The sequence below is a fragment of the Acinetobacter sp. GFQ9D191M genome, assembly GCF_011174875.1.
Classification (GTDB): Bacteria; Pseudomonadota; Gammaproteobacteria; order Pseudomonadales; family Moraxellaceae; genus Acinetobacter.
This window is the reverse complement of sequence record NZ_JAALGV010000017.1, coordinates 1-17,818: the sequence shown is the minus strand read 5'-3', so window position 1 is coordinate 17,818 and position 17,818 is coordinate 1. Positions and strand designations below refer to the sequence as shown.

The window sequence follows — 17,818 nt, the reverse complement described above, 5'->3', positions numbered from 1 at the left end:
AACCAGAGCCTAGCTCTGGTTTTTCTATTTTTACATCTCGATCTGGCTACCCAGTTCAACCACCCGGTTGGTCGGAATCTGGTAGAAGTCGCTGACCGGACTGGTATTACGCTGCATGGAAACAAACAGTTTTTCCCGCCAAGGTGCCATTCCCTCTCCCACCGTATGCATAATCCGTTCCCGGGAGATAAAGAAACTGATCTGCATCAGGTCATATTCAAAGCCCCATTCTGCATACGCATGCTGCAATGCTTCCGGGATATTTGGCTGATCCTTAAACCCGTAATACATCGTGACTCGATAAAAATGTTCACTGAGTTTTTCCAGTTTGATGCGTTCTTCATCGCCTACAAAAGGAATATCCCGGGTAATGACTGTTACCAGAATATTGCGCTCATGTAGCACCTTATTGTGCTTGATATTATGCAACATCGCATGCGGTACAATGGTCGGGGTTCCGGTCAGAAAAATCGCTTCACCCGGTACAAACTTGGTGCCTCCCCCAATTGAGATACTCTTAATAAACAAGTCAATCGGTAGTGCATCTTTTTCCAGACGGTTCAGGACCAATGCACGACCATCTTTCCAGGTCATCAGAATCGTAAATAATGCTGCCCCGAGCATAATCGGTACCCAGCCACCTGATGCAATTTTTAAAGAGGTTGAGGCTACAAAAACTAGATCCAGCATCAGGAATGGTGTAGCAAATAACACCACTTTCCAGATTGGCCAGCGCCAGAAACCATAAGCCAGAATGCTGATTAAAATGGTGCCACAGAGCATAGTCATGGTGACTGCAACCCCATAAGCACTTGCTAGCCGGGCACTATTTTCAAAGAGTAAAATCAGAATCACCACGGAAATAAACAGCATCCAGTTAATGAATGGCAGATAAATCTGTCCACGCTCTTCAGCTGAGGTATGTTTTACGCTCAGACGCGGTAAATAGCGCAGTTGAATAGCCTGATTCACCATGGAGAACACCCCGGTAATCACCGCCTGTGAGGCAATCACAGCAGCTGCCGTTGCCAAACCAATCATTGGATATAAGCCCCATTCTGGAAGCAGCATATAAAAAGGATTTTCCAGTGCTTCAGGACGGCGCAGCAACAACGCGCCCTGCCCAGCATAATTCAGTAACAAACAGGGCAACACAATAATGAACCAGGCCAGACGAATCGGCAGACGACCAAAGTGCCCCATATCAGCATAAATAGCTTCACCCCCGGTCATGGTCAGAATCACGGCGCCCATGGTCAAGAAGGCTACAAAAGGCTGATCGACCACAAAATGATAGGCCCAGTATGGATTCACCATGGCCAGTACTGTCGGGGTCTGGATAATGCTCCATAAACCAAAACCACCAATCGACAGGAACCAGAGTAAGGTCAGTGGACCAAAAAATTTACCCATGGTTCCGGTACCATGACGTTGCACCAGAAAGAGTCCCGCAATAATCCCGATCGATAGAGGTTCTAACCATTGATTAAACACAGGCGTGGCAATACTCAGCCCTTCAACCGCAGATAATACGGAAATCGCCGGGGTAATAATTCCATCACCAAAAAACAGCGATGCCCCAATAAAGCCAAGCGCAATCAGGTAAATTTTCTTGTCATCAGAAATGCGTGTAGTTCGCAAATTGAGAGCTAGTAAGGACATGATTCCGCCCTCACCGTTGTTATCGGCACGCATGATAATAGTGACGTATTTGAAGCTCACCGTCAGCATGATGCACCAGAAGATCAAGGACAAAATGCCCAACACCGAAGCTTCACTAATGGCAAGGTGCGACGTCAAGAAACATTGGCGTAGTGCATACAATGGACTGGTTCCAATATCTCCAAAAACAACCCCAAGCGCAGCCAGCGTAATTACCGGGAGAGCTGCTTTCTGTGCAGTGCTTTGCATATATCGTCTTCGTTTTTAACAAGCATTTTTGCGAATCATAGCATTGCGCTCAAAGTTTTTCCGCAAATCAATTGTTTCAAGCTTGGCAGACTGGCTTTTTTTCTATATCATCCACGGCCATGGTGAGGTGTCCGAGTGGCTGAAGGAGCACGCCTGGAAAGTGTGTATACGTTTATAGCGTATCGAGGGTTCGAATCCCTCTCTCACCGCCAAATTCGACTTTTACGGTAGTTCACCGTAGTGCAAAAGGCTTGATCTTAAAGGGGTTGAGCCTTTTTTGTTGCCGAAATTATTAGGGAATGGATTAAAAATAAAAGAATAACTATACAAGTTACATAAATGATGCCGGATGGCTGTTGAATGACACTGAGGAATATTCGAGCATGATCCTATCTTGGTAAAAAATGATGGATCGCTATGAAAGATGATGAAAAACCCCTAAATTTTGATGATGATAATGAGCCTCTGGATTTCGAAGATGAGGAGTTCACTGACGATAAAAAAGAGGATGAAATGTACAATCCGATCACCAAAGATGGATCAAGTGTAGATCCTGCGGATGATGGCACACGTCATCTTCGTCCTGAAGATGGTGATCCGCTAGAAGTCGAGCCTTAAGCCCTAGCCCAATTTTATATTGGGCTTTTTTTATAGTCTAAAACCTTAAAAGTGAGCATCTTGGACAGATGAATTGAAAAAGGATAATTCATTCTACTGGTTATTTTTGAGATGAGTATTGCTTGCCTTTTCTTTTGATAGATTTAAAGATGTAAGGATATAGGTTGAGATATATTGAAATAAATTCTCTGGATAAAACCATGATATATCCATTTTTATTAATTTCTTAACTTTATGTTCTTCTTTTAGTTTATTTATATGATGGAGACAAAAACTGGCATAAAAATAGCTTAATTTAATTGTCATCATCGCTATGTTATGGTGGAATCAAAACAGGATAAAAGGAGAATAAAAACCTAAAGATAGAAAACGTTATTGCTTGAGTCTTCCTTATTTGGGTTAGAAAAAAGTGGAAACACTGCTATTCGGAGAGTGGACATGAATAACAGCGCAAACTACATGAAACAGATAAAAAATGCCAAACGCGGTGGTTATACCCCGACCATTGCCAAAGACGTCAACAAACATAAGATTCAAAAAGCCCTAAAATTAATTGAACAGTGGAGAAGTCTTGCTCAAGAACTCAAACCTCAAATGCAGTTTGATATGGCCTTTACTTTAGAGGAATGCGCACAAGACCTGGATCGGATACTCAAAAGCAGATAATTCCCTTTTAACTCACTCATAATAGATTTTAAATATCAACCCCTTATCCTTGCCCATATCACTGATATGGGCAATTTCATGATTTAAATGTAGATGCCTGAGTGAAGATGATTCAATGATCAGCAATAAAAAATTGGTTATAAGATTGAACGGTTATTTTTTGGCTTGCGCCCTTAAGAAAAATCTGTAAAATGCACTCCACAACGCCGGCATAGCTCAGTTGGTAGAGCAACTGACTTGTAATCAGTAGGTCCACAGTTCGAATCCGTGTGCCGGCACCATTTTCTTAGCCTCGCTTTTTAGTGAGGCTTTGATGTTTCTGGGTTTGGCATTTTTATATAGCTGTTTTTTGCCTTGAATACTCAGATCGCCTGTGCCGTCACCTGCACATATCTTACAATCCCATCCTGATATAACTTCTGACAAAGCTTTGCCGTCATCTGGATTTTAAACTGATCCAGTCTTTTGCCTTTTTGTTTCAATTTCTTTGTATTTAAATTCTGATTTACATAATCAGCAAAACCTGAAAATACCGCTTCGGACAGATCTTCAATCTGAATATTCTTAAATTCAAAATTTTCCAAACAATGATAAAGCTCATTTTTCAACATCAGGTTTTTTAAATTGACATCGGCGGATGTCAGCAGAAACTGATATTTACGCTTTTGCAGCGCATTCAAGCTGTTCCATTTTTCAGACAAGATCAGATGATGAAAGCCAATCCGTGCATTGGTGTTCAAAACACTGCGTACCTGATCTAGAAGTTCGGGAACGGAACTATGATAGGCAGCATCCAGACATAGCACCACATCAAAGCGCTGGGAAAAATGCATGTCTTTTAAACGCAGGAAAGAAGCCGGATAGATGGCATTGAGATTAGGTAAATGTTGCTGAATATTCGCCACACAAGCAGGCTGAAGTTCTACACCGGCCAGATATTGCACCTGATAGTGTTGCTGCCAGTGCAACAGGCTGGCACCCTGGCCACAGCCCAGATCCAGCAATTTATCCTTTGAATTTAAACCGACCATTTCTGCCAAATGGTCGGCCAAAGTTCGACAGGCAGCTACATAATCCTGCTGCCCTTCCCGCCAATAACCCAGATTGCTCCAGGGCAACTGCGACTGGTCTCCCAGCAACGAAGCATCAATTGCATATTTATGTTGAGGAAGACGCTGACGAAGTGCCTGAAACCATTGCATCAATCAATAACCGAGTTGGGGTGCTACCTCGATCTTAGGTTTAAGTCCTTCAAATGGCAACGGTGCTCCCATAATTGCAGCAATTTTCATGGCAGAAGTCACTGCAGATTCCAAGATTGGTAAACCGTCCGATGACCATGAGCCGCAGTAGAACACTTTACGGTTCATTTCCAGATGACGATGCTGTAATTCTTTATTGAGGGCGATGGTATTGGCATCTACTACCGCACGGGTCAAGGTCACTGATGAAATCACTTTTTTCGGATCAATCTCAGTCACAGGACGCCAGGTCTGGAATACTGGTGATTTACCCACCAGACTCGGTTCAACCGCATTCAGCCAAACCGTAAATTGCTGACGGGTAAACTTGCGATCCATCATATAGCTGAGTACAGCCCAATCCTTACGTTTCGGTGGCATCACGCTGCTATCGCGGTGAATGACCAATTCACCCTGTTCAAATTTGAATTTCTTTAACAGCTCGATATCACGGCCAAACTGTTCATGATCCAGGAATTCATCAATATGATTGGTTGGTGTCGCCACAACCACACGATCAAAGGTTTTCGACAGACCAGCTGCATTTTCTACCAGTACTTTGTCGCCCTGCTCTTTTACCGAAACGATCGGCGCACCACTTTCAATGTGAATGCCTTCAATCAGCTTGTCTACCAAAGCCGGAGTACCGCCCTGCATACGTAATAAGGCATCACCATCCGTTAGCTGACGCAGGAAAATCAATAAAGGTTTGGCTGGCCATTCACCAATGGTTTTTGGATTACAGGTACAGATGGTATACAGCACCGGCATCACCGCACCATGCCAGAACACTTCTTCAATCTCATTGCGATTGATAAATTCTGCCAGGCTGATGTCCTGATTTTTGGATTTAAAGAATTTTGCCAAGGCTGTTTTGAGTTGCAGCAAACCTTTAACCAGACGCCAGCCATATTGCTGGATGCCTTTGCGGTTATTGATAATCGGAATATTGCCAATCCGGCTACGTGACGTGGTTAGCCAGGTTTCTACCCGGTCTTCAAACAGCCAGCTACAGGCCATATAGGTACGTACCGGGTAAGTTTTAATGCCCAGATGAGTCGCCAGACTTAAGGTATTTTTCCACAGATAAGGATTCATCACACGTAAAGGTGCGTCAATGAGGCCTCCTTCAAATTCGAGACTATGACTGTCCATGCCGCGACCTTGAAGCGCTTCAAAAATAGTAATGCGATGTCCTGCGTCCTGAAGAATTCTGGCAGTAGCCAGTCCAGCCATGCCACTACCAATTACTGCGATATCCAATCTGATCATCCGTCATTGAAAAACTAAAAGAAATTATGAACCATGCTTTCGGCAAATAGGTTATTAAAATCTTCCAGAATACTTTTTTTTCGTAAGTCTGAGTTAACGTAACTTTACAAATAAATTACATTTTTTGAATAGCAAAAAACGTCTTTATATAGAGTAACTTAAACCGCCATTATATTTAAATATTTAAAAATAAATCTTTAAAAAACAAATGATTTAATTAACCGATTTTTTAATCATCGGTTTACAAAGACCGCAAAACACTCTATAATATGCAGCACAAGAAAGAGATAAATTCATAGAGATAAACAAAATGAATTTATCCAAGAAACTCGTAAAAACGACAAGAAATTCCAGCGCATTAGAAAAAAAAGCCTCTGCTTGCGCAGAGGCTTCTTTGTTTTAAGACTGACTGTATTATTCGGCCTGTACCGCGATTTCACCAAATTTACCCTGATTAAAATCTTGAAATGCCTGAATAATTTCTTCCTTGGTATTCATTACAAATGGGCCATAGCCTTGAATAGGTTCATTCAGCGGCTCACCGGTCAAAAGCAAAAATTTAGTGTCCTGATCGGCCTGTAGCTGAATTTCAGGATCATCATCGCGCGCAAACATCACAATAGAGCTATCCAGGACTTTTTGACTGCCATTTACCACCAGCTCACCCGCCAGTACAACCAGCAAAGCATTATGTCCGGTAGGTACATGCAACGTAGTTTCATACTCCGCTTTTAGCTCGCCATCCCAGACATTCACCGGACTAAAGGTATGCGCAGGGCCATGATGACCTCCGAATTCTCCGGCAATCACCCGGATATGTCCTGCACCTTCATCCATTTCAATCCGTGGAATCTTAGCTGCAGTAATGGCCTGATAACGTGGCGCGGTCATTTTGTCTTTGGCTGGCAAGTTGACCCAGAGTTGAACCATTTCAAACAGGCCGCCCTTTTGCGCAAAATCTGGAGAATGAAATTCTTCATGCACCACCCCTGCACCCGCTGTCATCCACTGCACATCGCTGGTCTGAATCGTACCACCACCGCCACTGGAGTCCTGGTGGGTCACTGCACCCTGATAAGCCAAGGTTACAGTTTCAAAACCACGATGCGGATGTGAACCTACACCATGCTGCTCAGTGGTTGGCGCAAAGTGATACGGCGCTGCATAATCCAGCAATAAAAATGGACTAATGGCCTGCCCCAAACGGTCATAAGAAAACAGGTTTTTCACCGGGAAGCCGTCACCAACCCAGTGCATGTTTTGATTACGGTAAACACCAATAATTTTTTTCATCTTTTACTCCTATACACAATAGGATGAACATGCAGCCATTTTAAGCTTTATCAGCAGTCATCAATACCGTACTTCTAGAATGCAGTATTTCAAATATAAGACGGTTCGACTCTTAGATTTCTGTGTAGCTACTTATAACTTTAGCTTTGCTATAAGACGTTAATTTAGGTAGTCATGAGCAGTAGATAATAAAAAACCCAGCGCTGAGGGCTGGGTTTTTTAATTTCGATAAAGTGTTATCGAATTAGATTTTACCGACCAGGTCGATTGAAGGAGCAAGAGTCGCTTCACCTTCTTTCCATTTTGCAGGACATACTTCACCTGGGTGAGCGTGTACATATTGAGCCGCTTTTACTTTACGAAGCAGTTCTTGCGCGTCACGACCGATACCGCCCGCGTTGATTTCAACGATCTGGATTTTACCGTCTGGATCGATCACGAAAGTACCACGATCCGCCAGACCATCAGCTTCAATCAGCACTTCAAAGTTTTTCGCCAAAGTCCAGGTTGGATCGCCGATCATTGGATACTGGATTTTACCAATCACGTCAGAAGTATCGTGCCAAGCTTTGTGCGTGAAGTGCGTGTCGGTAGATACTGAGTAGATTTCTACGCCCAGTTTCTGGAATTCAGCATACTGATCAGCAAGATCGCCTAATTCTGTTGGACAAACAAATGTGAAGTCAGCAGGATAGAAAAATACTACAGACCATTTGCCTTTCATGTCTTGCTCAGACACTTCAATAAATTGGCCATTGTGGTAAGCAGTTGCGTTGAATGGCTTAACTTCAGTATTGATTAAACTCATAAGTCTATTCCTATCTATTCGTGAAAGTGTGTGTTCATTTGATGTAGTTAAGAATACGCAAAAACCACCAACAGGTAAAACCGTAACTTTTCATAAAAACTATCGGATTTTTAGATTTATAATTCCTTTTATTTTTATCTTTCTGATTTGTTTAATCGATTTTGGCGGCTTCACTTTCTTGAAAATGCTGTATAGATTGCCAGGCCGATTTTGCTAAGGCTGCTGCATAGTATTTAGGGCAGGTTTGAACTCGACCAGATAACCAGCTCCGGCAATAACTTTCAGTGGGTCCAATGATCAGTGACATAAGCAGTTCTAAGGGAACAGCTTGTAATTGCCCGATATCTGCCTGCTGAGCCAGCCATTGTTGTAAGTCCTGATTGCGCTGCTGATTCGACTGCTGCAATTCTTCTCCGAAGTCACTGCTTTGAACTGTATGATGCGCGGCATAAAGAAAGCGGGCAAAATCAGGATACGCTACAACCCAATCGATATAACTCTGAATAACCGCCTGTATACCTCGTTCAATACCCTGAACTTGTGACAGAGCCTGCAAACGCTGCGTTGACTGATCTGTGAGCGCTGCAATATATAGTGCCGCAATGATCCCCTCCTTGTTTTTAAAATGATGATAAATCGCCCCGATACTGGTATCGGCCTGATCACGGATCATTTCAATCGTAGTCGCAGCAATGCCTGTACGCAGAAACTCTGTCAATGCGTATTCCAGAATCTGACGTTTGAGTAAAGCCCGTCTTCCCTTAAAAATCCTTTCCAGCAATTCCATGTTTTGCATCTTTAATATTTAAATCCTCTCTATTTTTAAAAGCAGGCTGGCAGCCTGATGTCTGGTTTTTGTCAGATGCGCCAATACAGAATAATATTCTGTATGAGAATATTATTCTGATTAAAAAATAATATACAGGAAGTTATAAATGAGCCAAGCCCTAAAAATCTGGAAAAGCTTAGAAAATAAGCCAGCCGGTAAATATCTTTTTTCTAAATTACTTTGTCTAAAAGCACCTTATTTCGGCAGTATTTCTCCATTGTTTGAAGATTTAAAGCCTGGTTATTGTGCAGTGAGCATTAAGAAACATCGTGCCGTACTGAATCATTTAGGCACTGTACACGCGATTGCCATGTGTAACATGGCTGAACTGGCAGGCGGTACCATGACCGATGCAACCGTTCCAAAGACCCATCGCTGGATTCCTAAAGGCATGCAGGTCGAATATGTCAAAAAAGCTACTACTGACTTGGTTGCGATTGCGACACCCGCCGAGCCTAACTTTATATGGAATGAAGGCAGCGATTATCTGGTCAATGTAGAAATTAAAGATACTACAGAAGAAGTTGTGTTTCGGGCGGTGATCACCATGTGGGTCTCGGTGAAAAAATAGAAGAACCCAGATATGAAAAACCCGCCAAATGGCGGGTTTTGATGATGATTTGCCTTTCTAATGTCGGGATTAGAACGGAAGATCATCATCCAGATCGGCTGCAGGTGCTGCTACTGGAGCAGGTGCAGACTTCGGCGCATAACCACCCTGGTTATTTTGGTTATTGTTGCCATAACCACTGCCCTGATTATTGTTAAAACCGCCTTGCTGAGGCGCTGAGCCATAACCACCTTGTGAATTATTGCTATAACCGCCACCCTGGTTATTGTTATTAAAACGTGGCTGGTTAAACCCGTTATCGCCCTGCTCGCCTTGTGGACGACCAGAATCCAGCATTTGCATTTGCTCACCACGGATTTCCGTTGTGTAGCGTTCTTGACCGCTTTGATCTGTCCATTGACGGGTACGTAATGAACCTTCGATATAAACTTTAGAACCTTTGCGCAGATATTGCTGTGCAATTTCACCTAAACGGTTATGCAGCACAATACGGTGCCATTCGGTTTGCTCTTTACGTTCGCCCGTATTTTTATCAGTCCATGAATCGCTGGTTGCGATAGAGAATTGAGTGAGAGAACCACCATTTGGGAAAGTTTTGGTCTCAGGATCTCGACCTAAAGTACCAACTAAAATGACCTTATTAACACCACGCATCAGACGTACACTTCCTATTTATTTCTATATTTTACTTTATAAGAGTTATGTTTAAATGGCTACCTCTTTACCTAACAAGTGCGTTAATTGTTGTCGCGAAACATCATCAACCTGCTGTTTATCGACCTTTACAAAGGCGACTTGCTGTTCAGACATGACCACAACCTCTTCAATACCACGAATCGCCAAAAGTTGAGAAGTCCATTCATCTGTTTGTTTACTCTCTGGCAGACGAAGCACGAGCGATGAAAGATAGCGTGGTTGAGCCAACCCAAAACTCATGAGCAGCCAAATTATAGCAATTGCCGATAAAATACTCCAACCGAGCGAAGTGTTGTTGAGTAACAACAATTGTCCACCAATGATCCCGCCAAAGAATGCGCCCAGGAACTGACTACTGGCATTCACGCCCATCGCAGTGGCTTTGGATTGAATCGGGGCTGCTTTGGATAGCCAGGAGGGCAGTAAGGCTTCCATGACATTAAAAGCAATAAAGAATAATCCCAATCCACCGATCAGCACATATTTAGACTCAAAACCAAAAATCATGATCAGCAGACCCAGGATAATCCCGCCAATCGCTGTCAGGAAAATGCTGCGCATCTTGCGGTATTTTTCTGCCAGTACAATGCTTGGGAAGGCAAAAAACAAGCTCACGACCAGCAGCGGCAGATAGACCCAGCCATGGCTCGATAATGGCAGTTCAGCAACTTCAATCAGTTGCGATGGCACATAAATAAACATCGCTGTAAGTAGCAAATGCAGGGTAAATACTGAAATATGCAGACGGTTCAGGTCTCCCATTTTCAGGACCTGTTTTAGCTGCTCTACATAACCTTGCTGAAAATTTTTATGATGACGAGTGACTTTAGGAACCATCAACAGCATCGCAATCGCAGCCAAGCCCATTACGGTAGTCACCCAGAACAGACCAGAAATGCCGACCAGTCCTGTCACCCACGGCCCCATGGTAAAGGCCACCACAAAGGACAGGCCGATACTCATGCCCATCACCGCCATGGCTTTCATGCGGTTTTCTTCACGGGTCACATCAGCCAATAAGGCCATTACCACTGCTGAAACTGCCCCACCACCGGCAATCGCACGACCAATGATCACGCCATAAATGGTGTCAGACATTGCAGCAATCGCACCACCTAGAGCGAATAGTAACAAGCCTAAAACCACCAGTGGCTTACGGCTATAACGGTCCGCAATCAGGCTAAACGGAATCTGTAAAATGGCCTGTGTCAGGCCATAAATACCCACCGCCAGACCAATCAGTGCAGGCGTAGCATATTCATATGACTGCCCTGCTACAGAGAATACAGGGATGATCATAAACAACCCCAGCATGCGCAGTGCGAAAATACTGCTCAGGGCAAAGGTCGAGCGACGTTCTAAGGCATTCATCATAAAGTCTGGCGATCGAGTTAGTTAATCTTGATGCGTAGATTATAGGCCATTCCGCTCAAAGGAATGCATGAATTTTATTTGAAATAAAGATGAGGACTATCTGAAAATTGACATCCTCCCCCAGCTAAAGCAAGGGGATTCCTACTGCTAGACGCTCATGCCCGAGCGCAAGAATATTCAGTGCGGAATTTACATCCCGATCCCATGAGCTACCACACTCACCACACTGCCACTCTCTTATTCCTAAACCTGCTCTACCTTTCGGACTACTGGAGCGTGAGCCACAGCACGAACAAGTTTGGGTGGTATAGGCTTCATTGACTTCTTCATACCATACCCCTGCGTTCTCGCATTTATACTTGAGCATGGTTCTTAGTGTTGTCCAACTGGCATCTAACACAGACTTGGCTAGTTTGGTTTGCGCTAATGCTTTGCCATTCACATTGCCAACGAAGATTGCTGCATGTTCTTTTACTAGTTTATGGCTGAATTGATGCAGCATGTTTTGTCTTACATTTTTAATCTTGGCGTGAATTGCTTTCACTCGTTTTTTATTTTTTGCACGTTGAGCAATACCAAGTTTTTGTTCATATTTCCGATAGATTTGAGGGGCTTTAAGTTTTACACCATCTGAACAAGTGGCTAAATCTTTTAAACCTAAATCTATGCCAATTGAGGTTTTAGCGGTGGTTTTCTCTGTTTTAGCATTGTCAACTACAAGACATACATACCAACGGCCTCGGCTATCTTCAACGAATGAGCCTGTTTTAACCCTGTATTGACTTAAACCGTAACTATCCCATAACTTGAATTGGTGTTTACCATATTGAACACAGCCATCAGCATATTTGATTGCAACCTTTTTAAACGGTATCCAACCTAGTGAACGTCTAGCTGATTTTTTATTACTGACACGCCATTTTAGTTTTGCTTTTTTGAACTGCTTGCGTCTTGTGACCAATTCTTCTGTCACTGCCTGAATAGTTTGACTGTGCAAGTTGCATTCTTTCGATGTGCCTTTCGTGTATTTTGCAATATCGTATGCTGAAAAGAATTGTTGTTTTTTTTGAAGATGTTTAAAACACAAATCATTGACATAATTCCAAACAAAATTTACTTCGGATGCTAACTGATTTAGCACCTTGCAATGTTTGTCTTTTATGCGTAATTTGAGTGTCTTCATCCAATTATTTTAACAGTATTTTTCTTAATAGTGACTATAGTACAAATATTTAAAACGACATTTCGTGTCGTTCATGTGGTTTACTCCAGTCGCTTATATCCTCGTGCTGAACCACGAGGTTTTACGCTCCAATGGATAAAAAAGCGTAGCCGGAGCTACGCTTCTGTTCAGCGATCACGGGGCTATTTGCCTGCTTTTAATAACTGACGCTTGGTATATTGAATCGAAGCAATGACTGCCCAGATAATGAAAGCCACACCGATCAGACCGGTCACTACTTCAGGAATATGTACACCGGTACTGCTTGCCAGCATGATAAATGCCAGAGCACCAATCGCATAGTGCGCGCCATGTTCCAAATAGATATAGGCATCCAGCGTGCCTTTATCGACCAGGTAAATGGTCATCGAACGCACGAACATCGCACCGATGGCCAAGCCTAACATGATGATTACCACGTCAGACGTAATCGCAAAGGCACCGATTACACCGTCAAAACTGAAAGATGCGTCCAGCACTTCCAGGTAAAGAAAGCCACCAAAGCCGGCTTTTACCACGCCAGTCGGTACGCCTTCAGCATCATGACGAACGGCATTACCCTCTTCGTCTACTTCCGGTTCCCCACCTAACATATGGCTTAGGACCTGTACCCCGATATAAATCACGATTCCCCAGATCCCCGCCAGAATAACATCCAGACGTTTCGCTTCTTCGACCTGGAAATCCATGATTAATAAGGCAATCAGGGTAATAAAGACTGACATCGCCGGAACATTCGCCAGATGCGCCAGACGGCGTTCCAGCATGCGGAACCAGTGGGTGTCTTTTTCTTCATCCAGGAAGAAGTTCAGAAATACCAGCATCAGGAAGGCACCACCAAAGGCAGAAATCTCGGCATGATGTGCCATCAGTTTGGCCGAATATTCTTTGGGTGCATTTAAGGCGAGCTGCACCACTTCCATAAAGCCCATATCCGCAGTCACGGCCACAATGACCACCGGGAAAATCAGGCGCATCCCGAAAACTGCAACCAGAATCCCGACCGTCAGGAAAATCATTTTCCAGAAATGATCCCAACCGCGCAGGACGGATGCATTGACAACCGCGTTATCAAACGACAACGACACTTCCATAATCGCCAGAATAGCGGTAATGGTCAGTGCTGTGAACATGGTTTGCAGGCCCGCTTCCGGACCATGGGTGAATCCCCAATAAGCAGACAAACCAAGGCACACGATCGAAAATACGATTGAGAAACCAAAGTGTTTCAACATATATATCGACCTTAGATAAATTTCATTAAATGCATTTCTTTAAACGTAGAGAAATACTAAGACTCAAAGTTGTCCCAATTATGAAACTTTTGCCGTATAAACCAAAGCACTTCCTGAACCATTTTTAGGTATTTTCTGCTTTTCAGATTTGCTGATCTTTTAAACAGATTCATCTTTGCTATAGTGCTGGATGTTTTGACTTCAACTGCTAAGGATTTCAGTATGAGTTTCTCTCAAGACGTATGGCAACGTAATCTCGGACTTTATCAAAAGACATTGGCGCTGCCTTTTAACCAGCAACTGGCGCAGGGAACATTAAGCCGTGAAGCTTTTAGTCATTATGTGATTCAGGATGCGCATTATCTGCTGGCCTATGGCCGTGCGCTGGCGGTGTGTGCAGCCAAAGCTTTTGAAGCAGATGACGTGATCCAGTTTAGTGAAGCCGCTAAAACTGCCATTGTGGTCGAACGTAGCCTGCATGATGGCTTTATGCAGGATTTTGGCATCAGCAAAACCCAATTTGAAAATACACCTTTGACTCTGGCCTGCCATCATTACACCTCTTATTTACAGGCAACAGCTTGGGCAGAAAGTTATCCGGTGGTTCTGGCTACCCTCTTGCCATGTTTCTGGATCTATGCAGAAGTCGGTAAGGATATTGTCGATAAGGCGGCGCCGAATAATCCATATCAGGCCTGGATTGATACTTATGCTGGTGAAGATTTTCATACAGCGGTACGCAATGTAATTGCTACTGTGGATCGGGTGGCAGCGCGGGTCGATGCCGATACTCTGGAAAAAATGCATCAGGCCTATACCCATGCAGCACGTCTGGAATGGTTGTTCTGGGACAGTGCTTATGAACAGCGCCAGTGGCCAGGTCTGGATGATTAATTTTAGTTTCTATTGACTACGCCCTGTCCAATGCAGGGCTTTTTTATTTTTAAACCAAACCCTAAATGATGGAAAGTGAAGCTAATTTTGATGTCGTTATGCATCATGAAATTTTATCTATTAGATGTTTGGAAAAGAGCAAATCTAATCTACGTTTTCCCCCAGTTGCTTTAGTACTGATCTTTTGACCAATATCCGACACAACTTGACGTTTAAAATACTTTTATTTGCACTTGAACATTTTTCATTCGGTATCATATAAAGGTTTTTGATGAATTTTCTAGGATCATTGCATGAGCCAAAGTCACATCCGTATTCGAGGTGCACGTACCCATAACCTGAAAAATGTGAACCTTGATATTCCACGCGACAAGTTTGTGGTGATTACGGGACTGTCTGGTTCAGGTAAGTCCTCATTGGCATTCGATACGTTATATGCGGAAGGTCAACGTCGTTATGTAGAATCTTTGTCTGCCTATGCGCGTCAATTCCTTTCGCAAATGGAAAAGCCGGAAGTTGATTCGATTGAGGGCTTAAGCCCGGCCATTGCTATCGAACAGAAATCGACTAGCCACAACCCGCGTTCGACTGTAGGTACCATTACCGAAATCTATGACTATTTACGTCTGCTCTATGCACGCGTAGGTACACCTTACTGTCCGGAACACGACCTGCCTATGGTGGCACAGACCGTAACTGAAATGGTCGATGCGGTTAAAGAACTGGAAGAAGGTACTGCACTGTTATTGCTAGCGCCTGTCGTGCGTGAACGTAAGGGTGAGTACACAGCGCTATTTGAACAACTGCAAAGCCAAGGCTTTGTGCGTGCGCGTGTTGATGGCGAGATCATGGAAATTGATCCACCACCCGAGTTGGACAAAAAGAAAAAACATACTATTGAAGTCGTGGTTGACCGCTTTAAGGTACGTGATGATCTCGGTAACCGGATTGCAGAAAGTTTTGAAACTGCACTGCGTCTCGGTGGAGATATTGCGATCCTGTCCTGGATGAAAGGCGAAAATGATGATCGCGTGTTTTCTGCCAAACACTCCTGTCCGGAATGTGACCGCGCTGTGGCTGAACTGGAGCCACGCCTGTTTTCATTTAACAATCCCTTCGGTGCCTGCCCGGTCTGTGATGGTTTGGGTACCCGTAGCCATTTTAGTGCAGACAAACTGATTCCCAATCAGGAGGTCAGCATTAGCCAGGGTGCGATTCGTGGCTGGGACCGTCAGCGTCCATATTATTATGGCATGCTGCAAAAAGTAGCTGAGCATTTTGGTTTTTCTCTGGAAATGCCTTGGAATGAACTGGATGCCAATACCAAGAAAAAATTCCTGTACGGTACCGGCAAAGAAAAAATTGACCTAAGCTATATTGATGAACGTGGTCGTCGTCATAACCGGGTGATGCCATTTGAAGGTATTTTGCCGCATCTGGAACGCCGTTACCGCGAAACCGAAAGCAATTATGTGCGTGATGATCTGGCGCAGTATCTATCCAATGCCGCTTGTGATGCTTGTGATGGTTCACGTCTGAATGAAATCTCACGTAATGTGAAAATTCTGGACAAGACCATTGCCGACGTTACCCGTATGTCGATTGGCGATGCCGAGAGCTATTATCAGGGCATTAATCTGGAAGGTGCGCGTGGTGAAATTGCGGACAAGATTTTCAAGGAAATCCGTGAACGCCTGCACTTCCTGGTATCTGTCGGTCTGAACTATTTGAGTCTGTCCCGTTCTGCCGAAACCTTGTCTGGTGGTGAAGCACAGCGTATCCGTCTGGCTTCACAAATTGGTGCTGGCCTCATGGGTGTGATGTATGTGCTGGATGAACCTTCGATTGGTCTGCATCAGCGTGATAATGATCGCCTGTTACAAACCCTGATTCGTCTACGTGACCTCGGTAATACTGTTTTAGTGGTCGAACATGATGAAGATGCAATTCGTGCTGCAGACCATATTATTGATATTGGTCCGGGTGCCGGTGTGCATGGCGGTCATGTGATTGCAGAAGGAACTTATCAGGAACTCGCTGAAAACAAAGATTCCCTGACCGGTAAATACCTGTCTGGCAAACTGAAAATTGAAGTACCGAAAAAACGGGTTCAGCCACCAAAACCGGAAGAACAGATCAAATTGATGGGTGCTGCCGGGCATAACCTGAAGAAAGTCGATCTGACCATTCCATTGGGAATCATGACTTGTGTCACCGGTGTTTCAGGTTCTGGTAAATCTACGTTGATTAACCGGACTCTGTTGCCACTAGCAGCGACTCAGCTGAATGGTGCAACCACGCTAACTGCTGAGAAGTTTGACTCAATTGATGGTCTGCAATTTCTGGATAAAGTGGTTGATATTGACCAGAGCCCGATTGGCCGTACGCCACGTTCGAACCCAGCAACTTATACCGGTTTGTTTACTCCAATTCGTGAACTGTTTTCACAGACTCCGGAAGCCAAAGCGCGTGGTTATACCGCTGGCCGTTTCTCGTTTAACGTGAAAGGCGGACGCTGTGAGGCCTGTGAAGGTGATGGCATGATTAAGGTAGCGATGCACTTTCTGCCGGATATGTATGTGCCGTGTGACGCCTGTCATGGCAAGCGTTATAACCGTGAAACGCTGGAAGTGAACTACAAAGGCAAGAATATTTCTGATGTATTGCAGATGACCGTTGAAGATGCCATGCATTTCTTTGATGCGATTCCAGTGATTCATCGTCGTCTGGAAACCTTGCATCAGGTTGGTCTGGGCTATATCCGTTTAGGTCAGTCAGCGACGACCCTTTCTGGTGGTGAAGCACAACGGGTAAAACTGGCACGTGAGCTGGCCAAACGGGATACCGGTAAAACCCTGTATGTCCTGGATGAGCCAACCACTGGTCTGCATTTCCATGATATTGCCAAGCTGCTGGACATCCTGCATGAGCTACGCAATAAAGGGAATACCATTGTTGTGATTGAACATAACTTGGATGTGATCAAGACTGCAGACTGGGTGGTAGACCTTGGGCCTGAAGGTGGTGCGGGTGGCGGTATGATTATCGCGGAAGGTACTCCGGAAGATGTTGTGAAAGTTAAGGCTTCACATACAGGGAAATTCTTAAAGCCGTTATTGAAGTAATTTTATTCTCTCCAATCCTCCTTTGAAAAAGGAGAGAGTGCCCCATTGCTGTCCCACAATTTT

The 17,818-nt window shown here is 44.0% G+C and carries 15 protein-coding genes and 2 tRNA genes; 7 read left to right on the top strand and 10 right to left on the bottom strand.

Translation table 11 applies throughout. The features are described from left to right. Nucleotides 1-30: 30 nt before the first annotated feature. Nucleotides 31-1,911 carry a potassium transporter Kup gene (locus G5T77_RS03130; protein WP_166136864.1) on the bottom strand — a complete coding sequence of 627 codons (1,881 nt, stop codon included), beginning with the start codon at nucleotides 1,909-1,911 and terminating at the stop codon, nucleotides 31-33. 121 nt (nucleotides 1,912-2,032) lie between these two features. Between G5T77_RS03130 and G5T77_RS03125 the strand changes: the two genes are divergently transcribed. From G5T77_RS03125 to G5T77_RS03110, 4 genes are all read left to right on the top strand, one after another. Continuing rightward, nucleotides 2,033-2,123, top strand: a tRNA-Ser gene (locus G5T77_RS03125). A gap of 205 nt (nucleotides 2,124-2,328) precedes the next feature. Continuing rightward, a complete protein-coding gene (locus tag G5T77_RS03120; protein ID WP_004781578.1) occupies nucleotides 2,329-2,529 on the top strand; it encodes a hypothetical protein in 201 nt (66 codons plus the stop codon). A gap of 438 nt (nucleotides 2,530-2,967) precedes the next feature. After that, a complete protein-coding gene (locus tag G5T77_RS03115; RefSeq protein ID WP_004781576.1) occupies nucleotides 2,968-3,195 on the top strand; it encodes a hypothetical protein in 228 nt (75 codons plus the stop codon). 205 nt (nucleotides 3,196-3,400) lie between these two features. Then, nucleotides 3,401-3,476, top strand: a tRNA-Thr gene (locus tag G5T77_RS03110). Between the two features lie 81 nt (nucleotides 3,477-3,557). Here the strand turns inward: G5T77_RS03110 and G5T77_RS03105 are convergent. The 5 genes from G5T77_RS03105 to G5T77_RS03085 form a co-directional block, all read right to left on the bottom strand. After that, nucleotides 3,558-4,397, bottom strand: a complete 840-nt coding sequence (locus G5T77_RS03105; protein WP_159123709.1) for a methyltransferase domain-containing protein — start codon at nucleotides 4,395-4,397, stop codon at nucleotides 3,558-3,560. A 3-nt stretch (nucleotides 4,398-4,400) separates the two neighbouring features. Then, nucleotides 4,401-5,708 (bottom strand): FAD-dependent oxidoreductase, encoded by a 1,308-nt coding sequence (locus G5T77_RS03100; RefSeq protein WP_125279600.1) that lies wholly within the window; start codon nucleotides 5,706-5,708, stop codon nucleotides 4,401-4,403. Nucleotides 5,709-6,122: 414 nt separating this feature from the next. Continuing rightward, entirely contained in the window at nucleotides 6,123-7,001 is an 879-nt protein-coding gene (locus G5T77_RS03095; RefSeq protein WP_166136867.1) for a pirin family protein, read from the bottom strand. Between the two features lie 244 nt (nucleotides 7,002-7,245). Continuing rightward, entirely contained in the window at nucleotides 7,246-7,809 is a 564-nt protein-coding gene (gene ahpC / locus G5T77_RS03090; RefSeq protein ID WP_005232609.1) for an alkyl hydroperoxide reductase subunit C, read from the bottom strand. A gap of 151 nt (nucleotides 7,810-7,960) precedes the next feature. Next, entirely contained in the window at nucleotides 7,961-8,605 is a 645-nt protein-coding gene (locus G5T77_RS03085) for a TetR/AcrR family transcriptional regulator (protein ID WP_171521866.1), read from the bottom strand. Between the two features lie 139 nt (nucleotides 8,606-8,744). Here G5T77_RS03085 and G5T77_RS03080 point away from each other — a divergent pair, with 139 nt between their 5' ends. Further along, nucleotides 8,745-9,209, top strand: a complete 465-nt coding sequence (locus tag G5T77_RS03080) for a hotdog fold domain-containing protein (protein ID WP_166136870.1) — start codon at nucleotides 8,745-8,747, stop codon at nucleotides 9,207-9,209. A 69-nt stretch (nucleotides 9,210-9,278) separates the two neighbouring features. Here the strand turns inward: G5T77_RS03080 and ssb are convergent, their stop codons facing one another. From ssb to G5T77_RS03060, 4 genes are all read right to left on the bottom strand, one after another. After that, nucleotides 9,279-9,863: a single-stranded DNA-binding protein gene (gene ssb, locus G5T77_RS03075; RefSeq protein ID WP_159123705.1), complete on the bottom strand. Its 585-nt coding sequence runs from the start codon at nucleotides 9,861-9,863 to the stop codon at nucleotides 9,279-9,281. A gap of 51 nt (nucleotides 9,864-9,914) precedes the next feature. Next, nucleotides 9,915-11,279, bottom strand: coding sequence for an MFS transporter (locus G5T77_RS03070; RefSeq protein ID WP_159123704.1), 1,365 nt, complete (start codon nucleotides 11,277-11,279; stop codon nucleotides 9,915-9,917). A 124-nt stretch (nucleotides 11,280-11,403) separates the two neighbouring features. Beyond that, nucleotides 11,404-12,462: an RNA-guided endonuclease TnpB family protein gene (locus G5T77_RS03065; protein ID WP_159123703.1), complete on the bottom strand. Its 1,059-nt coding sequence runs from the start codon at nucleotides 12,460-12,462 to the stop codon at nucleotides 11,404-11,406. A gap of 182 nt (nucleotides 12,463-12,644) precedes the next feature. Further along, nucleotides 12,645-13,736 (bottom strand): DUF475 domain-containing protein, encoded by a 1,092-nt coding sequence (locus G5T77_RS03060; protein WP_004781554.1) that lies wholly within the window; start codon nucleotides 13,734-13,736, stop codon nucleotides 12,645-12,647. A 222-nt stretch (nucleotides 13,737-13,958) separates the two neighbouring features. Here G5T77_RS03060 and tenA point away from each other — a divergent pair, with 222 nt between their 5' ends. Continuing rightward, on the top strand, nucleotides 13,959-14,630 hold the full coding sequence (gene tenA / locus G5T77_RS03055; RefSeq protein ID WP_166136873.1) for a thiaminase II: 672 nt from the start codon (nucleotides 13,959-13,961) through the stop codon (nucleotides 14,628-14,630). A gap of 293 nt (nucleotides 14,631-14,923) precedes the next feature. Further along, nucleotides 14,924-17,755 carry an excinuclease ABC subunit UvrA gene (gene uvrA, locus G5T77_RS03050; protein ID WP_166136876.1) on the top strand — a complete coding sequence of 944 codons (2,832 nt, stop codon included), beginning with the start codon at nucleotides 14,924-14,926 and terminating at the stop codon, nucleotides 17,753-17,755. The last annotated feature ends 63 nt before the right edge of the window (nucleotides 17,756-17,818 follow it).

What these genes read in the sequence shown, in the direction of transcription:
- G5T77_RS03130 (WP_166136864.1), bottom strand. Translation starts at nt 1,911, where the DNA reads ATGCAAAGCACTGCACAGAAAGCAGCTCTCCCGGTAATTACGCTGGCT.
- G5T77_RS03065 (WP_159123703.1), bottom strand. Translation starts at nt 12,462, where the DNA reads ATGAAGACACTCAAATTACGCATAAAAGACAAACATTGCAAGGTGCTA.
- G5T77_RS03085 (WP_171521866.1), bottom strand. Translation starts at nt 8,605, where the DNA reads ATGCAAAACATGGAATTGCTGGAAAGGATTTTTAAGGGAAGACGGGCT.
- G5T77_RS03115 (WP_004781576.1), top strand. Translation starts at nt 2,968, where the DNA reads ATGAATAACAGCGCAAACTACATGAAACAGATAAAAAATGCCAAACGC.
- G5T77_RS03080 (WP_166136870.1), top strand. Translation starts at nt 8,745, where the DNA reads ATGAGCCAAGCCCTAAAAATCTGGAAAAGCTTAGAAAATAAGCCAGCC.
- G5T77_RS03120 (WP_004781578.1), top strand. Translation starts at nt 2,329, where the DNA reads ATGAAAGATGATGAAAAACCCCTAAATTTTGATGATGATAATGAGCCT.
- uvrA (WP_166136876.1), top strand. Translation starts at nt 14,924, where the DNA reads ATGAGCCAAAGTCACATCCGTATTCGAGGTGCACGTACCCATAACCTG.
- G5T77_RS03060 (WP_004781554.1), bottom strand. Translation starts at nt 13,736, where the DNA reads ATGTTGAAACACTTTGGTTTCTCAATCGTATTTTCGATCGTGTGCCTT.
- G5T77_RS03070 (WP_159123704.1), bottom strand. Translation starts at nt 11,279, where the DNA reads ATGATGAATGCCTTAGAACGTCGCTCGACCTTTGCCCTGAGCAGTATT.
- G5T77_RS03100 (WP_125279600.1), bottom strand. Translation starts at nt 5,708, where the DNA reads ATGATCAGATTGGATATCGCAGTAATTGGTAGTGGCATGGCTGGACTG.
- ahpC (WP_005232609.1), bottom strand. Translation starts at nt 7,809, where the DNA reads ATGAGTTTAATCAATACTGAAGTTAAGCCATTCAACGCAACTGCTTAC.
- G5T77_RS03095 (WP_166136867.1), bottom strand. Translation starts at nt 7,001, where the DNA reads ATGAAAAAAATTATTGGTGTTTACCGTAATCAAAACATGCACTGGGTT.
- ssb (WP_159123705.1), bottom strand. Translation starts at nt 9,863, where the DNA reads ATGCGTGGTGTTAATAAGGTCATTTTAGTTGGTACTTTAGGTCGAGAT.
- tenA (WP_166136873.1), top strand. Translation starts at nt 13,959, where the DNA reads ATGAGTTTCTCTCAAGACGTATGGCAACGTAATCTCGGACTTTATCAA.
- G5T77_RS03105 (WP_159123709.1), bottom strand. Translation starts at nt 4,397, where the DNA reads ATGCAATGGTTTCAGGCACTTCGTCAGCGTCTTCCTCAACATAAATAT.